The 22,743-nt window shown below is 55.7% G+C and carries 20 protein-coding genes; 9 read left to right on the top strand and 11 right to left on the bottom strand.

Annotation, left to right across the window (positions count from 1 at the left end; translation table 11 throughout):
• Positions 1 to 164: 164 nt before the first annotated feature.
• Positions 165 to 1,214, bottom strand: a complete 1,050-nt coding sequence (locus tag KGFNPO_RS04455; protein ID WP_472633286.1) for a DMT family transporter — start codon at positions 1,212 to 1,214, stop codon at positions 165 to 167.
• 606 nt (positions 1,215 to 1,820) lie between these two features.
• Between KGFNPO_RS04455 and KGFNPO_RS04450 the strand changes: the two genes are divergently transcribed.
• The 6 genes from KGFNPO_RS04450 to KGFNPO_RS04425 all read left to right on the top strand — a co-directional run bounded on the left by KGFNPO_RS04450 (position 1,821) and on the right by KGFNPO_RS04425 (position 8,561).
• Positions 1,821 to 4,013 (top strand): EAL domain-containing protein, encoded by a 2,193-nt coding sequence (locus KGFNPO_RS04450; protein WP_472633285.1) that lies wholly within the window; start codon positions 1,821 to 1,823, stop codon positions 4,011 to 4,013.
• Positions 4,014 to 4,618: 605 nt separating this feature from the next.
• Positions 4,619 to 5,599 (top strand): hypothetical protein, encoded by a 981-nt coding sequence (locus KGFNPO_RS04445; protein WP_472633284.1) that lies wholly within the window; start codon positions 4,619 to 4,621, stop codon positions 5,597 to 5,599.
• 325 nt (positions 5,600 to 5,924) lie between these two features.
• Positions 5,925 to 6,248 carry a DUF4148 domain-containing protein gene (locus tag KGFNPO_RS04440; RefSeq protein WP_472633283.1) on the top strand — a complete coding sequence of 108 codons (324 nt, stop codon included), beginning with the start codon at positions 5,925 to 5,927 and terminating at the stop codon, positions 6,246 to 6,248.
• A gap of 514 nt (positions 6,249 to 6,762) precedes the next feature.
• Entirely contained in the window at positions 6,763 to 6,981 is a 219-nt protein-coding gene (locus KGFNPO_RS04435) for a DUF1059 domain-containing protein (protein WP_472633282.1), read from the top strand.
• Positions 6,982 to 7,127: 146 nt separating this feature from the next.
• Positions 7,128 to 7,733 carry a DUF1326 domain-containing protein gene (locus tag KGFNPO_RS04430; protein WP_472633281.1) on the top strand — a complete coding sequence of 202 codons (606 nt, stop codon included), beginning with the start codon at positions 7,128 to 7,130 and terminating at the stop codon, positions 7,731 to 7,733.
• A gap of 6 nt (positions 7,734 to 7,739) precedes the next feature.
• On the top strand, positions 7,740 to 8,561 hold the full coding sequence (locus KGFNPO_RS04425) for a DUF2182 domain-containing protein (protein WP_472633280.1): 822 nt from the start codon (positions 7,740 to 7,742) through the stop codon (positions 8,559 to 8,561).
• A 313-nt stretch (positions 8,562 to 8,874) separates the two neighbouring features.
• Here KGFNPO_RS04425 and minE read toward each other — a convergent pair whose 3' ends face one another.
• From minE to hrpA, 4 genes are all read right to left on the bottom strand, one after another.
• On the bottom strand, positions 8,875 to 9,138 hold the full coding sequence (gene minE / locus KGFNPO_RS04420; RefSeq protein WP_472615000.1) for a cell division topological specificity factor MinE: 264 nt from the start codon (positions 9,136 to 9,138) through the stop codon (positions 8,875 to 8,877).
• Between the two features lies 1 nt (position 9,139).
• Positions 9,140 to 9,955, bottom strand: coding sequence for a septum site-determining protein MinD (gene minD / locus KGFNPO_RS04415; protein ID WP_472633279.1), 816 nt, complete (start codon positions 9,953 to 9,955; stop codon positions 9,140 to 9,142).
• 38 nt (positions 9,956 to 9,993) lie between these two features.
• A complete protein-coding gene (minC, locus tag KGFNPO_RS04410) occupies positions 9,994 to 10,734 on the bottom strand; it encodes a septum site-determining protein MinC (RefSeq protein WP_472633278.1) in 741 nt (246 codons plus the stop codon).
• Between the two features lie 343 nt (positions 10,735 to 11,077).
• Positions 11,078 to 14,959 (bottom strand): ATP-dependent RNA helicase HrpA, encoded by a 3,882-nt coding sequence (hrpA, locus tag KGFNPO_RS04405; protein ID WP_472633277.1) that lies wholly within the window; start codon positions 14,957 to 14,959, stop codon positions 11,078 to 11,080.
• A 53-nt stretch (positions 14,960 to 15,012) separates the two neighbouring features.
• Here hrpA and argA point away from each other — a divergent pair, with 53 nt between their 5' ends.
• Positions 15,013 to 16,323, top strand: a complete 1,311-nt coding sequence (argA, locus tag KGFNPO_RS04400) for an amino-acid N-acetyltransferase (protein WP_472633276.1) — start codon at positions 15,013 to 15,015, stop codon at positions 16,321 to 16,323.
• A gap of 124 nt (positions 16,324 to 16,447) precedes the next feature.
• The gene (locus KGFNPO_RS04395; RefSeq protein WP_472633275.1) at positions 16,448 to 16,720 is read left to right on the top strand and encodes an oxidative damage protection protein; all 273 of its coding nucleotides are present in this window, start codon (positions 16,448 to 16,450) and stop codon (positions 16,718 to 16,720) included.
• 79 nt (positions 16,721 to 16,799) lie between these two features.
• Here the strand turns inward: KGFNPO_RS04395 and KGFNPO_RS04390 are convergent, their stop codons facing one another.
• A complete protein-coding gene (locus KGFNPO_RS04390) occupies positions 16,800 to 17,159 on the bottom strand; it encodes a hypothetical protein (protein ID WP_472633274.1) in 360 nt (119 codons plus the stop codon).
• 199 nt (positions 17,160 to 17,358) lie between these two features.
• Entirely contained in the window at positions 17,359 to 18,030 is a 672-nt protein-coding gene (rpiA, locus tag KGFNPO_RS04385) for a ribose-5-phosphate isomerase RpiA (protein ID WP_472634385.1), read from the bottom strand.
• Between the two features lie 131 nt (positions 18,031 to 18,161).
• On the opposite strand from rpiA, the gene tal reads away from it, so the two are divergent.
• A complete protein-coding gene (tal, locus tag KGFNPO_RS04380) occupies positions 18,162 to 19,097 on the top strand; it encodes a transaldolase (protein WP_472633273.1) in 936 nt (311 codons plus the stop codon).
• An 82-nt stretch (positions 19,098 to 19,179) separates the two neighbouring features.
• Here tal and KGFNPO_RS04375 read toward each other — a convergent pair whose 3' ends face one another.
• From KGFNPO_RS04375 to recR, 4 genes are all read right to left on the bottom strand, one after another.
• Positions 19,180 to 20,031, bottom strand: coding sequence for an ABC transporter permease (locus KGFNPO_RS04375; protein WP_472633272.1), 852 nt, complete (start codon positions 20,029 to 20,031; stop codon positions 19,180 to 19,182).
• A 2-nt stretch (positions 20,032 to 20,033) separates the two neighbouring features.
• On the bottom strand, positions 20,034 to 20,843 hold the full coding sequence (locus tag KGFNPO_RS04370; protein WP_472633271.1) for an ABC transporter ATP-binding protein: 810 nt from the start codon (positions 20,841 to 20,843) through the stop codon (positions 20,034 to 20,036).
• An 88-nt stretch (positions 20,844 to 20,931) separates the two neighbouring features.
• Entirely contained in the window at positions 20,932 to 21,972 is a 1,041-nt protein-coding gene (locus KGFNPO_RS04365) for an ABC transporter substrate-binding protein (RefSeq protein ID WP_472633270.1), read from the bottom strand.
• Positions 21,973 to 22,126: 154 nt separating this feature from the next.
• Positions 22,127 to 22,723 carry a recombination mediator RecR gene (gene recR / locus KGFNPO_RS04360; protein WP_472633269.1) on the bottom strand — a complete coding sequence of 199 codons (597 nt, stop codon included), beginning with the start codon at positions 22,721 to 22,723 and terminating at the stop codon, positions 22,127 to 22,129.
• Positions 22,724 to 22,743: the final 20 nt, after the last annotated feature.

The following is a 22,743-nucleotide window of genomic DNA, read 5'->3' as shown; positions in this document are numbered from 1 at the left end:
TAAAGCCGCTCCAAAGAACCGCACTACTTCGCTCTTAATTGTTACTCCGGCTGAACACACTTACAAGGCCGAACGAGTCGGCATCAGGTTGGCGCTGCGCTCCACGCCAACCTAAGTTGGTATCTGTAAAAAATAGGTTATGGGTTTGACCGCACATTATTTAGTCAATGCAGGTGTCGATGGTGCGCGTCCGGAAAGTGGCCATGCGTGTGCGCGAGCGCGTCGTGCCGATGCGGATGACTGTGCCTGGTGCCGGGCGCGACGATGTGATCATGGTCATGCAGATGGTGCGCGTCATGGAGATGCGGATGGTCGTGCTCGATTTTTTCATGCGTATGCTGGTGCGCATGACGCTCGGTCAGATGCAGCCATATGCCCACCGCCATGCATGCGCCGGCAACCAGTAATGGCAGCGTTATCGGTTCTCCCATCCACAAGGCAAGCACGGCGCCGAAGAATGGCGCAACCGAGAAATACGCTCCGGTGCGCGCGGTGCCCAGGTGCCGCAGCCCAACCACAAACAGCGCCAGACTGATTCCATACGCCAGAAAACCCACCAGCAGCGCTTGCCCAATAATCAGCGGCCCCGGCATTGCCGCACCCAGCATCAAAGCCAGAGTCAGATTGACGCAGCCGGACACCAAGCCTTTCACTGATGCAATCCATGACGCATCGGCGAGCGACACCTTGCGCGTCAAATTGTTATCGATACTCCAGGCCAAGCACGCACCCAGGATAGCCAGCGCCGGCATCATCCCGGCGAAACTGAAATCCCCCGGCCAGCTGAGAATGGCCGCGCCCAGCACGATGGCGAGCATGCCGAGCGCGATGCGCCGGTCGAAATTTTCTCTGAACACAAACCATGCCAGCAGCGCCGTAAACACGCCTTCGGCATTCAACAAAAGAGATGCGCCGGAGGCTGGCATCCCGGTCAGGCCAATCATCAACAACACGGGCGCAATTATGCCGCCAAAAATAATAGCGCCGGCAAACCAGGCGCGCTCATTGCTGGGAAGGCGCACCGCCGGCGCATGGATCAGAAAACGATACAGCGCAAGGCCAACGCCGGAACCCAAATATAGCAACCCGGCCAGCATCCAGGGAGTAACGCCTGCCAGCAGCGACTTTGCCAGCGGCGTTCCCGCGCCAAACAACAAAGCTGCGCCTAACGCTGCCGCCACGCCCGGTTGCAACAAGCCTTTTTTCCAGCGCATTTTTTTACCTTTGGTTAATCACAGTGGCCACATATTGGGACGTATTTTGCAGGTTGCGCTAAAGCTTAATCAGATCAACATCGCAGCCTAACATTATGCGCAGAATGTTGGACTTCATTACATTCAGCACCAACCTATGATATTCCGGCAGGTCTAATTCTTCAGCATGCAAAAACGGGGAGAGGGCTGATAGCGAATCCAAAACCAGGCCGGAAAGCGCCGTACGCGGGAATCTACGCATGAATTGTTACAAATCAAATCTGCAAAATTTCTTTATGTAAATATTGACTTACGAGATTTTACGAAATTTTTTCGGCTCTCAAGCCGCATCAGTTGTCAGCGTATGCCAAGTCTCTAAATCCCTCTCTGCAACGACCTGCATTGGGAGCTGCGCCAACCAGCATTCAACGGCTTTTTCGGTTGAAATTAACTGTAATTATCCACAGAAATGCCAAAATTCATCATGCCATCATCAATATCTGAATCCGCGTCTATTTATTGCGCTGCAAGGTCAGCAGCACATTTTGCATCGTCGAAAATGCCTGCCCCAGCCCGCCGCGGATTCCCGAGCGTTAGCGTTAGTTCAAGCAGGCGCAGGCGGCCCGCTTGAACGCATCTCCAACGTCACCCGAGGTCACGACCACATTGGCGGCAGAAGTCAGTGTCGCAAGACAAAAGATCGGCGCCATGCAACAAAGCCTATCCAAAGCGAACATGGCGATTCTGGCCACGGACGCCCATGGCATCATCACCGAATCCAAGCGTAGCGCCTGCCTGATGTTCGGCTACAGCGAGGAAGAACTGCTCGGTCTGTCGGTGCACCTGCTGCTGCCGCCCCATTTCCGTCAACGGTATGCCGAATTATTAAAACGGTTTGTCGATGGCGAGGAAACCGAGCGTCGCATGTCTGGGCGCAATGAGGTAACCGGATATCGCAAGGATGGCAGTTTTTTTCCGCTTGAGGCCTCCATCACCAAGTTCCACAATAACCACGGATGGATGCTGATTGTTACCCTGCGCGACATCACCGAGCGCAAGAAAGTGGAGGAAGAACTGACGTGGCGGGCAACCCATGACGCGCTGACTCGTCTGCCCAACCGTGCTCTGATCCGCGAAAGAATCGTCACTGCCTTGCAGCGATCGCGACGCAATGGATTGAGCGTGGCATTGTTGTTCGTAGACATCGATTGGTTCAAGACGATCAACGACACCCACGGCCATGAAGCCGGTGACATGCTGCTCAAGACTGTGGCGAGCCGACTGATCGAGCAGGTGCGGCCGGGCGACACCGTGGCGCGCCTGGCCGGGGACGAGTTTGTTGTTCTGTGCAATCAGGTGGAACAACCGGCCACTCTGTCCGTCCTGGCGGAGCGGATCAATAATGCCCTGCGCCAACCATACGATTTCGCGGGCCTGCCGTTGTTTGTGACGGCCAGCGTGGGTATCGCTATCGGCAACGGCAGCACGCACTGCGCTGACGACATGCTGCATTATGCCGATACGGCGATGTATGCGGTGAAGGAAAAGGGCCGTGATGGCTGGCAGTTTTTCAGCGAGAGTCTTCACGAACAGGCAAAGCAGCGGATGGTCATTACCAATGGTCTGCGCATGGCGATTGAACGTGACGAGTTGTCGCCCCGCTTTCAACCCATCGTTGCGGCAGAGAGTGGCCGTATTGTCGGCGCAGAACTGCTGCTGCGCTGGAACTCGTCCGAGGGCGAGGTCTCCCCGGAGGTTTTCATCCCGATTGCAGAGATGACGGGCGTTATCGTGCCAATCGGCGCCTGGGTATTTCACCAGGCCTGCCAGGCCGAAGCCGACTGGCGCCATCGCTGGGGTAGAAATGCCCCTTACGTCTCGGTGAATGTCTCGGCGCGGCAGTTGAATGAAGAATCGTTGGCCGAAGATTTTACAACCATGCTGCGCGCGACCGGGGCCGACCCGACGCGCCTGGTGCTGGAAATCACTGAAACCTCGCTGATGGCGGATGTTGAAACCAGTCTGCGCATATTGCGTCGCTTGACCGATCTCGGTCTGCGGGTGGCCGTAGACGATTTCGGCACTGGCTATTCCTCGCTGGCACAGTTGACACGGCTGCCAGTCGACGTGCTGAAGATTGACCGGACCTTCGTCGATGGCATCAACAAGAGCCCCGAGAACCGCACCGTTATTCGTGCCGTGATCGGCCTCGGCCGCGCGCTCGGGCTGAAACTGGTAGCGGAAGGGGTCGAGAACAATGCCCAGCAGATCGAACTCTGCGCCTATGGTTGCGACTTCATCCAGGGCTACCATTTTCACCGTCCACTAGAGGAAAAGACTTTTATCGAGACCGTGGAGCGTGAAATCCGGGACGGCTCGCCGGGCGCTGCGACTTCCCTCCACTTCCTGATCTATGTCAGCCAAGCTGTGGAGCCGATGGCCGGACAGACACTCGATGCTCTGCTGAAACAGTCCCAGGCTTCCAATCGTTCGGTGGGCGTCACCGGCTGCCTGATCTATCAGGACGGCTACTTCATGCAAATGCTGGAAGGCAAGCGGGAAGTCTTGTTCGCCCTGCTGGACAAGATCAAGGGCGATCCTCGCCACTGCGATGTGCGCCTGGTCATTGAAGGTCGGGCCAAGCACCGCGTTTTCGTGGACTGGAGCATGGCGTTACGCGATCTCACACCAAGGCCGGATGAACCCGAATTCAACGAATGGCAACACCGCACCATTAGTTTCCTTGAACTCGCTGAAGATGCACGGACCTGCTACACCTATATCACCGCCAGCAGGAATGCTGGCAGTACGTACGGATAATCGGATACCGAGTAATTATTCAGTCCACTATGAACAATCCTTTTCCCTGCCAGATGGCGAGAGTCGGAGCGTTCGTAGGGGTGGGTTCCAAACCCGCCCTTGCACTTTGACGGCAAAAGGGCGGGTTTGGAACCCGCCCCTACGAGAGAATGGTTAAAACCGTGATGCTCCATATAGATTCCTGATGGACACAGACACGTTAATCACTGACGTTACGTACAAAAAATGCAGTCCACGAAAGACACGAAAAACCTTCTCTACCGAAGTAGAAAGGATGGTGTGTTGCATTCTTTCGTGCTTTTCGTGTCTTTCGTGGACAATGCTTTTCGCCTCCATCGACTGTGGACTGGGCGCCAACTTTCTGCCGCATGAACTATGCCCGGAGCTACTGCCGATGCAGCATTCCTTGTTGAAAGTGTATTGATGATGGACTACATTGAACATGTGATATTGAAAATTCCAGTCGAGCATTGACCGGTTTCAATAATTGCAAAACTCAATATAAATTTTGACCGTATAAATTTTAAATAGCTGGGGTTAAATAACTACGGGCATGGCTGGATCGCGTTTTCTGTGCCACTGTTTCCTTGGCTAGGGAGGTAATCATGAGACGGGTTGTTGTGGGTGCATCGATCATGCTGTCGATTTTGACGATGCATGGAGTCCGTGCTGCGGACTTGAAAATCGACCAGCAGAAAAAAACCGGCAATAGCCAGGGTGCCGAGAAGAGCCAAAAACTCATGATCCGGGTCATGGATGGCGATTGGGGCGATGCAAAACCGCAGGAAATCGAAACCTTGCTGTATGCGATCGCGGACCAACTGCTGATACATTTTCCAGATCGGCAACTGGGTCCGATCGTCGTCTCGCCCACCACCCAAGGCCCTATTGTGTTGTATCAAAAGGGGCCGGCAAACGAATACCAGGTTCATTTGGCTGCCAAGGGCAAGCATTGGGCAGAGTTCGTCTATGAGTTTTCCCACGAGCTATTTCATATCCTCGCCAACTACGAGAATCACGCGCCACCCAATATTGCACCCCACCTGTGGTTTGAGGAAACCCTGTGCGAAGCCGTCTCGTTGTATACCTTGAGACGACTGTCCGCGACTTGGGAGCAGTCGCTGCCGCGCGCGGAATGGGCTTCATACGCACCGACTTTAGACCGGTTTATGGGACGGGTGCTAAACGACCCGCGTCGCCAGCTTCCTGCCAACACATCGCTGGCGCAATGGTTCCGGGAAAATGGGCCGCTGCTGCTTGAAAACCCTTATCTGCGCGGCAAGAATGAGTTAGTCGCCAATCTGTTCCTGCCTATCCTCGAACATACCCAGGACTGGCAGGCGGTCGGTTTCCTCAATCCCAGCGCGCCACAGGAAAAAATGGGATTTTATGATCACCTTGCCAGTTGGCACAGCAGGACTCCCCCGGAGCACCAGGAATTCACCCGACTTGCCATGCGAATGTTTCATTTCGACGCACCCGAGACCGGTGAGCACAAATTCGTCAAGGTTGAGTCGCAACCGCTGGTATTGGTGCAACCCGGCGCAGCGGGTTCCAGCCAAACACCTGCAATCCCTGGCGTTTAATATCAGTATTAAACCGGTTTAATACAGCACTAATTTAATACTGATTAAAGCTTGCATTGCACATTTTACGAACTAGAATCCAATTAAGATTCATTCACGCGACAGCTTAAAATCTATTTGATGATTGAAAAGTTGGTTCGGATTCTTGAAAATGGTCTTGATTTTATTTCGTTAAAAAAGATGTTTGAAGGATGGTTTGCAACGAGAGTAAGTGGTTTCATGATTGCAAGCGTGGGGGTGGCTTTTTTATGAATGATGAGGTGCATAAGACACACCTCTGAGAGAGCCGCCAGACAAGGTGTCATTTTTACTGGTTGGAGGCTATATGAAAACCAGATTATTAATTGCTGTGGTGATTGCGTTATCTGCAGTCGCTACCGTCGGTTCAACTTTCGCAGATGAACCTTCTGAAGGGCCGATCGCAGTATCGACCAAATCCCGTGCGGAAGTGCGCGCTGAGTTGGATCAAGCCCGTGCCGCTGGTTTGTTGATGCAGAGCGAACGCGGTGACAACTTGAATGAATGGGCGGGCGCACACGGTGTCGCTGGTTCACGCTATTCCGGTCGCACACGCGAAGAGGTAAAAGCTGAAACGATTGAGTATATGAAAAACTTTAAGCCAACTTTCGACGAGATGTACGGCAGGTGAAAGGGTTTATTTTGAACGCACGGAAGCAATGAATGCACGAGGATGTGTAATGAACGGTGAATAACCGTACGACTGTAAATCTGCTTTACAGTAACAATTAAACTCCCGCGAGATGGTCCAGTTCTGGTCATCACGCGGGAGTTTTTTTATCTGCATTTCATCGCGTATTGCTATTGGTGAAACCGCTGCATTGCGTGCGTTACGATGTGTATTTATCTGTTTTACGGTGAAGAAAACGACACGGCGGCCGGCATCGGGCGCGTGCGGCATTGACCGTCGACCAGAAGTTGCGGACCAAGGCGGTGTCAGGTTTTACCAAAATAAGATCGTAACTGCGGTTTCTTTGATCAGCGTCTATAACACCGTCAATTTGGCGCCGGGAGGGTCTTGCGGGCGGGGGTTTTTCAACTATAAATAAAAGTGCGGCCTAGTCCGCATTTGTATCCGTCCGGGCGGACTCGGAACTATGCGCTACCCCGAGCTTTGCCATCATTTACTTGATGAGGAGGTTGAAATGACACGTAAATATATTGATTGCCGGGAATTTCCGAGTGACATGAATTGCACGGTAGCGTTGTCTGCCGACACAGACAAAGAGTTGCTGGATGCCGCAGTACAACATGCGGTGTCGGTCCACCAGCATCAGGACACGCCGGAATTGCGCACGCAGCTACAACAATTGTTCAAGGAAGGCACGCCGCCTGTCGAGGCTCCGGGCAAGCAACAGGCTTGATGCGCTTTGTGCAAGGGCCACCATGCCGGAAGTAACCGGCCCGATTAGTTTTAAGCACACACAGTTCGGTGGCCCATGTGGAGCACAACCAGGCCAGCTTGGTGGCGTAGCAATACACTGGGTAATGAAAGTAAAGGAGCAGCACCATGGGCTATCAATGGCAAGTGGCGGGAAGCTATTTTGAGGCCTGCAATTGTACGGTGGCATGCCCTTGCGTATTTACCAGCCCGCCAACCGAAGGCGATTGCACCGCACTGCTGGCCTGGCATATCGAGAGCGGAGCCTATGCGGATGTGCCGCTGGATGGCCTGAACGTGGCTTTGGCCGCGTATGCCCCAGGCCACATGCTGGATGGGAAATGGCAGGTTGCACTATATCTGGATGAACGCGCCAGCGCACCCCAGCAGGACGCTCTGGGGAAAATTTTCAGCGGCCAGGCCGGCGGCCATCTGGCAGCCCTGGTGCCGTTGATCGGCGAGGTGCTGGGCGTCAAGAGCGTGCCGATTGAATACAAGGCCGAAGGGCGTGGGCGCAGCATGCGCATTCCCGCTGTGGCAGCGCTGGAAATAGAGGCGCTGGCAGGACAGGCTGGCGCTGAAGTCACGATCAGCAATCACCCTTTTACTGCGGTTCCGTGTTATCCCGCCGTGGTGGCAAAATCAAAAACTGCGCACTATCAGGACTACGGACTCAGGCTGGATGTATCGGAAAAGAATGGTTTTTATTCGCCGTTCGCTTACCAGGCGGGCTGAACGCAGATGGCGACGATAACCCCGTTTGACGCGGTGCAGGCGCGCCTGCCCGGTTCGCAGAGCGCAGGGGTATTGATCGGTTTGGGCGTACTGGCCGCCTTGGCGTGGACTTACCTGTTCTATCAGGACTGGAGCATGAGCCAGATGGATGCGGCGGCAATGACTGAGCCTGCCACTGGCGTGTGGGATGCGCAAGAATTGTTGCTGCTGTTCGCGATGTGGGGCGTAATGATGGCGGCGATGATGTTGCCTTCGGTGACGCCGATGGTGTTGTTGTTTGCGGCGGTGAGCCGGAAGCTGGCCGAGAACAAGTCCCGGGAAAATCGCGCCCGGGAGCAACCCTTGCTCAGGACCGGGATTTTCCTGTCAGGCTATCTGGCGGTATGGATCGGTTTCAGCCTGCTGGCCACGCTGGGCCAGTGGGGCTTGCATACGGCTACCCTGCTGACCGAGATGATGGTCACGACCAGTTCGCTGGTGGGCGGCTTGGTGCTGCTGGCTGCCGGGATTTACCAGTGGACTCCGCTCAAGCAGACTTGCCTCGCGCATTGCCGCTCTCCGCTCGCCTACCTGATGACAGAATGGCGCAGCGGTGCCTGGGGCGCGTTGCGCATGGGCTTCACGCACGGCGCTTATTGCACCGGCTGCTGCTGGCTGCTGATGGCGCTGCTGTTTGTGGTCGGCGTGATGAATTTGTGGTGGATTATCGCGCTCAGTGTGTTCGTGCTGGCCGAAAAAGTGTTGCGCATAGGCGTGTGGCTGGCACGCAGCAGTGGGCTGTTGCTGATTGCCTGGGGTAGCTGGATGCTGCTCGGGGGAGTTCTGTGATGCTGCCCGCGCATTTCTGGCGAAATCTGACGATGAAATATACTATTGCGTGTATTTTTCACAAGCATTATTTTACATGCGGCTAACGCATTCTTTTCGATGATACTCCGTCATTATTCAAGCGATTATGGCGATGCACTCAATTATGCTGGTTATCCCGCAGGCATAGGCAGCTACCATCGCGAGAGAGCGTAATCAAGAGTTAAGGACTTACGCAATATTAAGTAGTGCGGGCTTGATGGGATCGCCGGCCTCCCCCTTTAAAGCGGAGGAGAAAACCATGCCACTCTATGGACTGAATCGCTACCAAAAATTAACGTTTAATTTGCGGGTCCGGTAGCACCACATTCACATCCAGCACTTCCAAATTGCCCTTGCGGTCGAGCGAAATCATGATGTCTTCCGCATTCACTTTGGTGTATTTGGAAATGACTTCGATCAACTCCTTGTGCAGCGCCGGCAGAAAGTCGTAGCCATCGCGGCCGCTGCGTTCGCGGGCGATGATGATTTGCAGCCGTTCCTTGGCGGCAGACGCGCTTTTAGGCTTGTCCTTGAACAAGAATGAGAGCAGTGCCATATCACTTGCCTCCAAACATGCGTTTGAATATTCCCGGCTTTGCGTAAGTCGTGAAGCGTAGCGGCACTTCCTCACCCAGAAAACGCGACACCAGGTCTTCATAGGCTTCGGAGACGTCGCTGCCTTTGAGGTGAATCGCCGGATTGCCCTGGTTCGATGCATGCAGCACCGATTCCGATTCCGGGATGATGCCGACCAACGGAATGCGCAGAATTTCCTGCACATCCGAGTACGACAGCATTTCGCCGGCTTCGACCCGCTTGGGAGAATAGCGCGTGATCAGCAAATGTTCCTTGACCGGCTCGCCGCCATTCAGTGCGCGGCGCGATTTGGCCTGGATGATGCCCAGAATCCGGTCGGAATCGCGCACCGACGATACTTCGGGATTGGTCACCACAATGGCTTCATCGGCAAAGGTCAGCGCCATCAGCGCGCCGTGCTCGATACCGGCTGGCGAATCGCAGATGATGTAATCAAAGCCCATTTTAACCAGATCCTGCAGCACCCTTTCGACCCCATCTTCCGACAGCGCATCCTTGTCGCGCGTCTGGGAAGCGGGCAGGATAAACAGGTTGTCGCAATGTTTATCCTTGATCAGAGCCTGGTTCAGCGTTGCTTCTTCCTTGATGACATTGATCAGGTCATACACCACGCGCCGCTCGCAGCCCATGATCAAGTCGAGGTTGCGCAGGCCGACGTCGAAATCCAGCACCGCAGTCTTGTGACCGCGCATGGCCAGACCGGTAGAAAAACTGGCGCTGGAGGTAGTCTTGCCGACACCGCCTTTGCCGGAGGTCACAACAATGATTTTTGCCACAAAAAAACTCCTTCAGAATACGAAATAGGGAATGCAGATCAGGAACGCGGCGCAGGATTGAGCGAGACGATCTCGATCCTGTCACCGATCAGACGGACTTGCGCAGGCTGCGGCGTCTTGTCTTGGGGAAAGCCGTCTTCAAAAGTGCGATACATGCCGGCAATCGACACCAGCTCGGGTTCCATCACCATGGCGAAAATCCTGGCATCGGCATTGCCGCTGGCGCCGGCCAGCGCGCGGCCGCGCAACGGCGCATAAATATGGATGCTGCCATCGGCAATCACTTCGGCGCCGTTATTGACCGCCGCGGTGATGATCAGATCAACACCGCGCGCATAAATGCGCTGTCCGGCGCGCACCGGCGTATCGATGATCATCGCCGCTGCAGCCGCCACCACCGATGCTGCCTGCATAATCATAGCTGGCGCTGCGGCCACACTTTCTTCAGCGCGCGGTCTGGTCACCACGTCAATGCTCAAGCCATATGCCTTGATCTGGGCGTGCAATTCGGCCGGGGCATTGCGCACCGCCATCGGATTCAGGTGATGCGATTTAAGCAAGTCTATCAGGGCCGGCCAATCGATCGCCGCGCCAGTCAGATCGAGTGTGCCGACGTCAATCACGGCAAATTCATCATCAAAAAAATCCGGCGCACCGCCGGTCATTTCAAGCAGTGCCGCCTGCAGCAGCGGCAACTCTGCAACATGCAGGATGACGGAGACCGCGACCACGGTGGATATCTTGATTTCAATCGGCTTTTTGCTTTTGCTATTTTGCATAAAAACGAAAATGTTATTACTATTTATTACTACTAAAGCAATAAATTCCCATGGACATCGGACCATGAACATTCATCACAATACACAGGGAATTTTATCGACAAATACGAAGCGTGTTTCCAGCGCTGCGATTGAAGACAATATAACGATGAAACCCCGCTTTGGATAGGTTGATGACCGTAAAAGCAGCTAATTTGCCGGCTTAATGGGCAACATGCTGGTTAACATGACGGGTAGCATGCAAGCGTGTTGTTTTTTCAAACTTGGAAGCAACAACATACTCCCATATATGCATGCCAATTCCCGCATATATTTATTGATAAATATCAACATACTCCTTTATTTATCGCTGCATTGATTCCCACACCTTCTGCAGCCGCTTGGCCGATACCGGCATCGGCGTGCGCAATTCCTGGGCGTACAGCGAGACCCGCAACTCCTCCAACAGCCAGCGGAATTCGATCATTTTCGGATCGTCGTGTCGGTCTTTCAACGCGCGCTGCCAGGGTGTTGCAACGGCAGCCCATTCCGCCATCAGCTTGATGTCGCGTGCCGGATCGGCGCGCAACTTGTCCAGCCGGACATTGATGGCCTTGAGGTAGCGTGGAAAATGCGCCAGTTGCGCGTACGCGTTATCCGCCAGAAAACGTTTGCCGATCAAGGCTTGCAATTGCGATTGCATGTCGGCTGCCGCCCCCGCGTGGGCTTTGGCGCCTTGCAGCTTCTTCGGCAAGCCGTGGAATTCGGTCAATATCTGACTGAGCAGGCGCGCGATTTCGTTGGCCAGCAAGCCCAAGCGGGTCTTGCCCTGATCGCGCCGCTGGTCGAATGCGGCGGCATCGGTCGGCAACGGTTCCTGCAGGCAAGCGATATCGAGCGCGGTATGGATGATCTGATCGCGCAATTCTTCCTGGGTGCCGAGCGCCATGAATTGCATGCCCATTTGCTGCATTCCGGGAATGTTTTTCTCCAGATACTTGACTTGTTCCTTCAACTGCAAGGCGAACAGGCGGCGCAAACCGATGCGGTGGGTGCGCTGCGCAACGGCAGGATCGTCGAACACTTCCAGCGTGCAATAGGTTTTTTGATCCACCAGAGCAGGAAAGCCGATCAGCGTTTGCTTGCCTTGTTGCACTTCCAACAGTTCCGGCAGCGCGCCGAACGACCAACTGGTCAGGCTTTCCTGCTGGGACGCATTGCTGGCTTTGCCGACAATTGTGGTAGTGGCGGTGGCAGTTCCAGTGGCCGCTTTATTGCTATCGCCGCGCCCCGCAATGTACGCAATATTCGCAACATTCGGTACGCCATCGCCCGATGCAGTCACTGCCTGCACTGCCATTTTTTGAAAACTCTCCCGTGCCTGACCGCCGAACTCGGCGCGCAAGGCGGCCAGATTGCGGCCCATTTCCAACTGCCGGCCATGCTCGTCGATGACCTTGATGTTCATGGTGTGATGGGTTGGCAGGGTTTCCTGCTTGAAATCGGTAGTCAGCGGCACCAGACCGACTTGCTCGCGGATGTCAGCGATCAGCGCATCGAGCAGATTGCCTTTGCCGAATTCGGCTCGTTCGCAAAAATCTGCCGCATAACTCGGCAGCGGCACGCAATGGCGGCGCAGTTTTTGCGGCAACGATTTCAGCAGCAGATGGATTTTCTCCTTCAGCATGCCGGGCACCAGCCAGTCGCAACGGTCGGCGCTGATCTGATTCAGCGCATACAGCGGCACGGCCATGGTGACGCCGTCGCGTGGGCTGCCGGGCTCGAAATGATAGGTCAGCAACATTTCTGCACCGGCCACAATCAGCTTTTTCGGGAACAAGTCGGTGGTGATGCCGGCCGCCTCGTGTCGCATCAGATCGTCGCGATTCAGGTACAGCAGTTTGGGATTCTGTGCGGTGGCGTCCTTGTGCCACTTTTCGAACGTGATGCCGTTGCACACGTCAGCCGGAATAATTTGGTCGTAGAAGGCGGCGATCAGCGCTTCATCGACCAGCACATCAACCCGGCGCGACTTGTGTTCCAAATTCTCAATTTCTCGCACCAGCTTGTGGTTGAAAGCGAAAAACGGTGCGCGGGTGTCGAATTCGCCGTCAACCAGCGCGTCGCGGATGAAGATTTCGCGTGCTTCCTTGGGATTGATCAGCGCGTAATTGATGCGGCGCTGGCTATACACCACCAGCCCGTACAAAGTGGCGCGTTCGGAAGCGGAAACTTGCGCCGAACGCTTTTCCCAGCGCGGTTCGCCCCAGGATTTCTTCAGCAGATGGCTGCCCACGCGCTCCAGCCATTCCGGCTGAAGCTGCGCGATGCAGCGTGCATACAGCCGCGTGGTATCGACCAGTTCGGCCGCCATCACCCAGCGTCCCGGTTTCTTGAGCAGGCTGGAACCGGGCCAGATATGGAACTTGATGCCGCGTGCGCCCAGGAAATGGGGCTCGTCTTCGGCCTTGAAGCCGACGTTGCCGAGCAAGCCGGTCAGCAGCGCGCTGTGCAGATTCTCATAAGTAGCCGGCGCTTCGTTCAGACGCCAGCCCTGCTCGCGCACGATAGTCAGCAGTTGGGTGTGGACGTCGCGCCATTCGCGCAGCCGCATTTGCGACAGGAAATTGGCGCGGCAATTGTCTTGCAACTGGCGGTTGGTTTTCTTGTGCTCAATCGCGTCTTCGAACCATTTCCAGATTTTCAGATAACTCTGGAATTCCGATTTCTCATCGGCAAATTTCTTGTGCGCAGCATCGGCGGCGGCTTGCGCTTCCATCGGCCGGTCGCGCGGGTCTTGCACCGACAAGGCCGACGCGATGATCAACACTTCGGTCAGGCAGACATTTTCCAGCGCGGCCAGGATCATGCGTCCGACACGCGGATCGAGCGGCAGTTTTGCCAGCTTATTACCTAGCGGCGTCAGGGCATTGTTGTCATCAACCGCGCCCAACTCCTGCAGCAATTGATAACCGTCGGCAATCGCCCGCCCCGGCGGCGGCTCGATAAAGGGAAAGGTTTCGACATCGGCCAGATGCAGCGACTTCATGCGCAGAATGACCGCGGCCAGCGACGAGCGCAGAATTTCCGGCTCGGTGAACTTCGGCCGCAGCAAATAATCCTGCTCTTCATACAGACGAATGCACACGCCGGCGGCAACCCGGCCGCAACGCCCGGCGCGCTGATTAGCCGCCGATTGCGCAATCGGCTCGATCTGCAATTGCTCGACTTTGTTGCGATAGCTGTATCGCTTCACCCGCGCCAGACCAGCATCCACCACGTAGCGAATGCCGGGCACGGTCAGCGAAGTTTCAGCCACATTGGTGGCCAGCACGATGCGACGTCCATTCGACGTCTTGAAGACGCGCTCCTGCTCCTGCGCCGACAGACGCGCAAACAGCGGCAAAATCTCAGGTTGATGCAAACCCGGCGACAGATGATGCTTGCGCAACGCTTCGGCGGTGTCGCGGATTTCGCGCTCGCCGGGCAAAAACACCAGCACGTCGCCGGAACCGATGCGGCACAGTTCATCGACTGCATCGGTAATCGCCACCATCAAATCGCGATCCTTATCCTTGGCGTCGGCTTGCACCGGGCGATAACGCAGTTCGACCGGATACAACCGGCCCGAAACTTCGATCACCGGCGCAGGTTTTTCTTCGGTCCCGAAATGGCGCGCGAAACGGTTGGCATCGATGGTGGCGGAAGTGATGATCACTTTCAAATCTGGCCGCCGTGGCAACAATTGCTTCAGATAACCCAGCAGAAAATCGATGTTCAGGCTGCGTTCGTGCGCTTCATCGATGATGATGGTGTCGTATTGTTTCAGCAGCGGATCGGTCTGGGTTTCGGCCAGCAAGATCCCGTCCGTCATCAGCTTGACCGATGCGCCGCGGGTCAGCGTATCGGCAAAACGCACCTTGAAACCGACATGTTCGCCCAAGGGTGAGCCGATTTCTTGCGCGATGCGCTTGGCGGTGGAAGACGCGGCAATCCGGCGCGGCTGGGTGTGGCCGATCAAGCCCAGCTGCCCTCGGCCCAGCTCCAGGCAAATTTTCGGCAATTGCGTGGTCTTGCCGGAGCCGGTTTCGCCGCAAACGATGATGACCTGATGCGCTTGCAGGGCTGCGGCAATGTCGGCACGCATGCCGGACACCGGCAATTCTTCCGGGAAAGTAATCGGTGGCAGCGGATTGCGAAATGGGATTACCAAAGGTTTTGGCTGCGAACGGCGGGGATTTAACATTGATTTTAAGAGACACAGGCACGAAATAGAGCGTGCCGAATTATAATGCGCCCATGGAAAATTCACTTCAATTCGTCCAGTGGCTACGTTCTGTCGCTCCCTACATTCATGCGTTTCGTGGCAAGACCTTTGTGGTCGCCTTCCCGGGCGAGCTGGTCAAGGCTGGCGCGCTGCCGGTGCTGGCGCAGGATTTGTCGCTACTGCATGCGCTCGGCATCAAAATCGTGATCGTGCACGGCTCGCGCCCGCAAGTGGCGGAACAGTTGGCGCTGCGCAATGTCGAGGGCTTTTTTCACAACGGTGTGCGCATCACCGACACGGCCGCGCTGGAATGTGCGAAAGAAGCCGCAGGCGAATTGCGGCTCGACATCGAAGCCGCATTTAGCCAGGGTTTGCCGAATACGCCGATGGCGCACGCTGCGATCACCATCATTTCGGGCAATTTCGTCACCGCGCGCCCACTCGGCATCGTCGATGGAATCGACTTGCAACTGACCGGACAAACCCGCAAGATTGCTTACGAAACTATCGACCAAATCCTCAATGCCGGCAGTCTGGTACTGTTGTCGCCGCTGGGTTTTTCGCCCACCGGCGAAGCGTTCAACCTGACGATGGAAGATGTTGCCGTTGCCGCCGCCATCGCGTTGCGGGCCGAAAAGCTGATTTTCATTACCGAAACACCGATGATGCTGGACAGTGCCGGAGTCGCAATACGCGAATTGTCCTCGGCCCAGGCCGATTCCGTACTCAACGCCGGATATTTGCACGACGATACCGCGTTTTATTTAAAAAACTGCGTCAGCGCCTCCCGAAGCGGCATTCCACGTGTCCATATAGTGCCGTTCGAGCTGGACGGCTCGGCCCTGCTGGAATTGTTTACGCATGACGGCGTGGGCACCATGATCAGTTATGAAAACCTGGAAAGCCTGCGCGAAGCGACGATTGAAGACGTCGGCGGCATCCTGAAGTTGATCGAGCCGCTGGAAGCCGACGGCACCCTGGTCAAACGAGGACGCGAACTGCTCGAACGCGAAATCGATTATTTCTCGGTGATCGAACACGATGGCGTGATTTTCGGTTGCGCGGCGCTGTATCCATTCCATTCGGAAAAAATGGCAGAAATGGCGTGCCTGACAGTCAATCCGGACGTTCAAGCCCAGGGCGACGGCGAACGCCTTCTTAAACACATGGAAAAACGCGCGCGCTTGGCCGGCTTCAGCAAACTGTTTGTGCTCACCACGCGCACCGCGCACTGGTTCCTGAAACGCGGCTTTATCCGGGCCAGCGTCGATGCACTGCCAAAAGACCGGCAACACATGTATAACTGGCAGCGCAAATCGCTGGTTTTGATTAAGAATCTCTAACGGCCAAGGCCACCCTCTCCCCCAACCCCTCTCCCGCAAGCGGGAGAGGGGAGCTAAATGAGCCGCTACGCGACTTCTGTTAAACAACGCCATTCACACCAGAATGGCACCCAAGGAGAACACAATGGCACGCATGATTCACTGCATCAAACTGAACAAGGAAGCCGAAGGACTCGATTTTCCACCGTATCCGGGCGAACTCGGTAAAAAGATTTACGAAAACGTATCGAAAGAATCCTGGGCCGGCTGGCTCAAGCACCAGACCATGCTGGTCAACGAAAACCGCCTGAACCTGGCCGATTTGCGGGCCCGTAAATATCTGGCCACGCAGATGGAAAAATATTTCTTTGGCGAAGGTGCCGATGCAGCGGCCGGATATGTACCGCCGACGGAGTAAAAATTACCGCTTCGCAATAAAAATAGCCCGCTGATTTGCACCAGCGGGCTATTTTTATGTGTGCGGACTGGTTACCGGATTACGCCAACAAATCTGCAATCGACAAGTTGTTGTAATCCTCGACCAGCCAGTTGCGACCGGCGTTCAGGTTGCATTCCAGCTCGGCCATGCGTTTCTGCTCGACTTTTTCCAGCAGTGCGATGCCGACATTTTCCAATGGGTAAAACTCGACCGGCCAGCCATGCTCGCAAGCCTTGGCCAGCGCCAGATGCACCGCCCGGTATTTCCCTTTGCCGAGCGTGGCTTTGCGCGGCTTCGCGGCAAAAATTTTCTTGACGTCCTTGACGTATTCCTGCAATCCCTTCGCGCCTTGTTTGGTTTGCCCGATATAGCTATATTGCGTCCCGGCAGCGTCGACCACGCGAATGAGAAAAAGCAATATTTTTCCCTCCGCCAAAGGAATGTTGCGAGGATTGGTCCAGCTTATTGCGATGGGATCATGTGGCACGGTGATGCGTCCTGACGAAAAAGAATGAGGCGACTCTTCACTCTCATTGAATAATTAAAATACTACGTTTGGTATTTTTTACATCCGCATATAAATATGCGGAGAATGCCTTGTTTTTACCTATACTCCGTCAAAAAACTAATCTCTTAACGCCTTCGGAAGTACCGAGCAGACACACATTCGCACCTTGTTTGGCGAACAAGCCGACCGTTACCACGCCGACGATGTTATTGATAACGGCTTCCATCTCAACCGGGTTCAAAATCTGCAGGCCAATCATGTCGATGATCACGTTGCCATTATCGGTGTGAAGCGGCACGCCATTCTTCAGGCGCAGGCGCGGTTCGCCGCCAAGTAGCGCCAGCTTGCGCGCCACCACCGCTTGCGCCATCGGAATCACTTCGACCGGCAGCGGGAAATTTCCCAGCACATCGACCAGCTTGGAACCATCGGCGATGCAGATGAACTTGTCGGCCACCGATGCGACGATTTTCTCGCGCGTCAGCGCCGCACCGCCGCCCTTGATCATTGCGCCAAACTGCGTAATCTCATCGGCGCCGTCGATATACACCGGCATCGATGCGACCTGATTCAAGTCCAGCACGGTTATTCCGTGCGCACGCAGACGCTGGGCGGTGGCTTCGGAAGACGCGACCGCGCCCTTGATTTTGTTTTTGATTTTTGCCAGTTCGTCGATGAAGAAATTGGCGGTGGAACCAGTGCCGACTCCGACGATTTCACCCTCGACCACGTATTCGATTGCGGCCCGCGCCACTGCCTGCTTCAGTTCATCTTGCGTCATCGGAGTTGCCATATCAGTTGTCTTCAGTTGGAATGCACGTATTTTAGCGGATCGGCCAAGCGTGCGGCGCAGCGATGCGGCTACAATAAGCCGATTAACTTATCGCACTACATCACACGGACATGCTCACCATGAATCAACTGGAACAACTCAAACAGTACACCACCGTCGTCGCCGATACCGGCGACTTTCAGAGCATGAAAGCATTCACGCCGCGTGACGCCACCACCAATCCGTCGCTGATCCTGAAAGCGGTGCAAAAGGAAGAATACCGGCATTTGCTGGAACAGGCGGTCCAGCAGCATCGCGGCAAACCGACTGCCGATATCATCGACCGCCTGCTGGTCTCGTTCGGGCTTGAAATTCTGAACATCATTCCAGGCCGCGTTTCCACTGAAACCGACGCCCGCCTGTCGTTCGACACCGTGGGCTCGATCGCCAAAGGGCGCGCGCTGATTGCGCTATACGAGGCAGCCGGAATTGCGCGCGAACGCATCCTGATCAAGATCGCATCCACCTGGGAAGGCATCCGCGCCGCCGAAGTGCTGGAGCAGGAAGGCATCCGTTGCAACATGACGCTGCTGTTCGCATTGCCGCAAGCTGTCGCCTGCGCCGACGCCGGCGCACAACTGATCTCGCCCTTCGTCGGCCGCATCTATGACTGGTACAAGAAATCGACCGGGCAGGAATACAGCGGCGAACTCGATCCCGGCGTGCAATCGGTCAAGCGCATCTACACCTATTACCGCAAATTCGGCCACGCCACCGAAATCATGGGCGCGAGCTTTCGCAATACTTCGCAGATACTTGCGCTGGCCGGTTGCGACTTGCTCACCATCAGCCCGGAATTGCTGCAAAAGCTGACCGACACAGACGGCCCAATCAGCCGCACATTACATCCGGAACAAGCAAAAAACGCTGAGATTGCAAAACTGGTGCTGGATCAAAAAACCTTCCGCAACATGCTCAACGACGATGCGATGGCGACCGAAAAGCTGGCCGAAGGCATCCGCCAGTTCTGCGCCGATTCGGTCAAGCTGGAACAGATGATCGAAGCGCTGCGCTAAGTTTCACCTTGCAGCGACAAAAAAGCGGCCAAACGGCCGCTTTTTTTGGTAAGTTCTGCAAAATTCGTGCTTGGTCAATGACTCATATTTTTTCGGTTTCGCCGCTTTTCGGCTGCCATTTCATCAGGCGTTTTTCTATCAGGCCGACCGCAGTATCGAGTATCAGCGCAAACACGGTCAGCACCACGATCCCGGCAAATACGGTGTTGATGTCAAAACTCCCTTCGGCCTGTAGGATCAGATAGCCGACGCCGCGCGCGGAGCCGAGGTATTCGCCGACAATCGCGCCGACGAACGCCAGCCCGACCGAAGTATGCAGACTGGAAAACACCCACGAGGTTGCCGACGGCAGATACACGCTGCGCAGCAACTGCTTGCCGTTGGCGCCCAGCATCTTCGCGTTTGCCAGGATGATCGGGCTGACTTCCTTGACGCCCTGGTACACATTGAAGAACACGATGAAAAACACCAGCGTCACCGCCAGCGCCACCTTCGACCAGATGCCCAGGCCGAACCACATCGCAAAGATCGGCGCCAAAATGACGCGCGGCATCGAGTTCGCGGCCTTGATGTACGGGTCCAATATGGCGGAGGTCAATGGGGACAGGGCCAGCCACAAGCCGGCGCCCAGCCCTAATAAGGTGCCGATGCCAAAGGCCAGCAAGGTTTCGGTCAGCGTCACCAGCAGGTGCGAATAGATTTCAGCCGGGAAATGCAGGGTGAACCAGGTACTGTCGCCAATGCCGACCTCCAGGCTGCCGCTGCCGACGGTAAACCACTGCCAGATGCGCTGCATGACGATCAGCGGTTCGCCGAAGAAGAAGGCGGTTTGCGGGTCGCGCGTTGCAATCTGCCAGCCGGCCAGAAATACGACCAGTACCAGCACTTGCCAGGCCCGCAGATTGTTGTGATTCGGTTTCAATAATTGCCACATGATCAGGCTGCCTTGTTTTGTTGTTGATAGCCCTTGAGCACTTCATCGCGCAAGACCGACCAGATTTGCGCATGCAGTTCGACAAAGCGTGGATGCATGCGAATTTCCGCCACGTCGCGCGGGCGCGGCAGATCGATGATGAATTCACCGATGGGATGGGTGGCCGGGCCGGCCGATAGCACGATCACGCGGTCCGACATGGAAATCGCTTCGTCCAGATCGTGGGTGATGAACAGCACCGCTTTTTTCTTGGCATTCCAGAGTTCCAGCACCTCGTTTTCCATCAATTGGCGGGTCTGGATATCCAGTGCGGAGAACGGTTCGTCCATCAGGATGATGTCCGGGTCGAGGATCAGGGTTTGTGCCAGTGCGACGCGCTTGCGCATGCCGCCCGACAACTGATGCGGATAACGGTCGCCAAAGCCTTGCAAGCCGACCCGCACCAGCCATTCTTCGCCCAGTGCTTTGGCCGCTTGGTCTTCCATGCCGCGAAACTGCAGTCCGGCAATCACGTTGTCGATTGCACTGCGCCAGGGCATCAGGGCATCGGCCTGAAACATGTAGCCGGCGCGGCGATTGATGCCGTGCAGCGGTTCGCCGAAAACCTTGACGCTGCCGCTGGAAGGCTCCAGCAAGCCGGCGCCGACATTGAGCAAGGTCGATTTGCCGCAGCCGGTCGGGCCGACCACGGACACGAATTCGCCGGGTGCGATATGGAGTTGCGTATCGGCCACTGCCGTATAGCGCTGCGAACGGTCCTGTTTCGAGATGAAGGTACAGGAAATATTATCCAGGGAAAGTGCTGGTGTCATGGAGGTTCATTCCGGCAAGCCGGAATCCATTGTCATACGGATTGCGAGGGAGGTTGGCGCTTCCGGCTTGCGCCGGAAGCGCCGAAGATCATTTGTATTTGGCGTTAGCCTTCTTTACAAATTCATTGGTGTAGGTCTTGGCAAGATCGATTTTTTTGCCAGCCAGTTCAGGCTGGAAGGCTTGCAAGGTAGCCAGCGCAGTTTTCGGGCCGGCAGCCGGGAAAGTGCCATCCGGCGATAGCGCCTCGCGTACCTTGGTGAAAGCATCGATATACAGCGCACGGTCGCCCAGCAGATAGCTTTCCGGCACCACCTTGATAAGGTCAGACGGTGCGGCCTTTTGCAGCCACTTCAGTGAGCGCACCATCGCATTGGTCAGCGCTTGCGCGGTATGCGGATATTTTTGCAGGAAGGCTTCCGATGTATACAGGGTAGCGGCCGGCATCGGACCGCCGAAAACGGCATTGGTGTCCTTCAGGGTGCGGGTGTCGGCGATTACCCTGACTTCTTTTTTCTGCTCCAGCATCGTGATCACCGGGTCCAGATTGGCCATCGCATCGATCTGGCCGGAACGCATCGCCGACAAGGCGCCAGCCGAGGTGCCGACGCCGATGAAAGACACATCGGATGGCTTCAGGCCGCCTTTTGCCAGCACGAAGTTGGCCATCATGTTGGTCGATGAACCGGGTGCGGAAACACCGATTTTCTTGCCTTTCAAATCCGCCACCGAGCGGTAATTCGGCATGGTCTTGTTGCTGACCACCATCACGATTTGTGGTGCGCGTCCCTGCAGGACGAATGCGGTGATCGGCTGTCCCTTGGCTTGCATGCTGATGGTGTGTTCATAGGCGCCGGAAACTACATCGGCGCTGCCGCCTACCAGCGCCTGCAAGGCTTTGGAGCCGCCGGCGAAATCGCTGATTTCGACTTGCAAGCCTTCATCCTTGAAGTAACCGAGTTGCTCGGCAACGGTCAGCGGCAGGTAATAAAACAGGTTTTTGCCGCCGACGGCGATTGAAACCTTCGGCTTCTCAATCGTCTGCGCCAATAGTGAACCATTAACAGCGGTCAGCCCGAACAAAAAAAGTCCCAGCGCGCTACCCAATTTCTTGAAATAAACCTTGCTCATAATGCCGTCTCCTGTGTGGCGTGAACGTTTCCTTATGGAAAAATTTCACTCTAATCATAACCCAGCTTGTATCGATATTTTTGATGCGCTGCAGCAGTACGGGAAGACAGCATCTGTCTCAGACAGGTGTATTTCCTTGAGTACGCCGCAACGCTCAGGTTGCGCGGCGGTCCAGCATGGCGCGGGCGATGGTGCCGGCATCGACGTATTCCAGTTCGCCGCCGACCGGTACGCCGCGCGCCAGGCGGCTGACTTTCAGGCCGCGCGCTTTCAGCATTTCGCTGATGTAATGCGCGGTGGCTTCGCCCTCGTTGGTGAAATTGGTGGCCAGCACCACTTCAGTGACGATGCCGTCGGTGGCGCGGGTGATCAGTTTTTCGAGGTGGATGTCTTTCGGGCCGATGCCGTCCAGCGGCGAAAGCCGCCCCATTAGCACGAAATAACGGCCTTTGAAGGTCAATGTCTGTTCGATCATCAGTTGATCGGCGGGCGTCTCGACCACGCACAGCAGCGATTTGTCGCGCGCTTCATCCAGACACATTTCGCACACAGTGTGTTCGGTGAAAGTGTTGCACAGGCTGCAGTGATGGATGTTTTCCACCGCCTGGAACAGCGCCCGGCCCAGCATCGCCGCACCGTCGCGGTCGTGTTGCAGCAAGTGATAGGCCATGCGCTGCGCCGATTTCGGCCCGATGCCGGGCAAGCGGCGCAACGCTTCAGTCAGCAAACTCAGGCTGGAAGGTGTTTTCACCGCTTTAACGTAAAAGCCGC

It is taken from the genome of Gelidimonas diazotrophica, assembly GCF_055694025.1.
The sequence above is the reverse complement of the archived record's forward strand: the minus strand, read 5'-3'. Positions and strand labels throughout refer to the sequence as shown.

Coding starts and splice junctions, on each gene's coding strand:
- KGFNPO_RS04375 (WP_472633272.1), bottom strand. CDS start 20,031: ATGTGGCAATTATTGAAACCGAATCACAACAATCTGCGGGCCTGGCAA.
- tal (WP_472633273.1), top strand. CDS start 18,162: ATGAATCAACTGGAACAACTCAAACAGTACACCACCGTCGTCGCCGAT.
- KGFNPO_RS04370 (WP_472633271.1), bottom strand. CDS start 20,843: ATGACACCAGCACTTTCCCTGGATAATATTTCCTGTACCTTCATCTCG.
- KGFNPO_RS04430 (WP_472633281.1), top strand. CDS start 7,128: ATGGGCTATCAATGGCAAGTGGCGGGAAGCTATTTTGAGGCCTGCAAT.
- KGFNPO_RS04455 (WP_472633286.1), bottom strand. CDS start 1,214: ATGCGCTGGAAAAAAGGCTTGTTGCAACCGGGCGTGGCGGCAGCGTTA.
- KGFNPO_RS04365 (WP_472633270.1), bottom strand. CDS start 21,972: ATGAGCAAGGTTTATTTCAAGAAATTGGGTAGCGCGCTGGGACTTTTT.
- KGFNPO_RS04435 (WP_472633282.1), top strand. CDS start 6,763: ATGACACGTAAATATATTGATTGCCGGGAATTTCCGAGTGACATGAAT.
- minE (WP_472615000.1), bottom strand. CDS start 9,138: ATGGCACTGCTCTCATTCTTGTTCAAGGACAAGCCTAAAAGCGCGTCT.
- hrpA (WP_472633277.1), bottom strand. CDS start 14,959: ATGTTAAATCCCCGCCGTTCGCAGCCAAAACCTTTGGTAATCCCATTT.
- rpiA (WP_472634385.1), bottom strand. CDS start 18,030: ATGACGCAAGATGAACTGAAGCAGGCAGTGGCGCGGGCCGCAATCGAA.
- KGFNPO_RS04425 (WP_472633280.1), top strand. CDS start 7,740: ATGGCGACGATAACCCCGTTTGACGCGGTGCAGGCGCGCCTGCCCGGT.
- KGFNPO_RS04445 (WP_472633284.1), top strand. CDS start 4,619: ATGAGACGGGTTGTTGTGGGTGCATCGATCATGCTGTCGATTTTGACG.
- KGFNPO_RS04395 (WP_472633275.1), top strand. CDS start 16,448: ATGGCACGCATGATTCACTGCATCAAACTGAACAAGGAAGCCGAAGGA.
- KGFNPO_RS04440 (WP_472633283.1), top strand. CDS start 5,925: ATGAAAACCAGATTATTAATTGCTGTGGTGATTGCGTTATCTGCAGTC.
- argA (WP_472633276.1), top strand. CDS start 15,013: ATGGAAAATTCACTTCAATTCGTCCAGTGGCTACGTTCTGTCGCTCCC.
- minC (WP_472633278.1), bottom strand. CDS start 10,734: ATGCAAAATAGCAAAAGCAAAAAGCCGATTGAAATCAAGATATCCACC.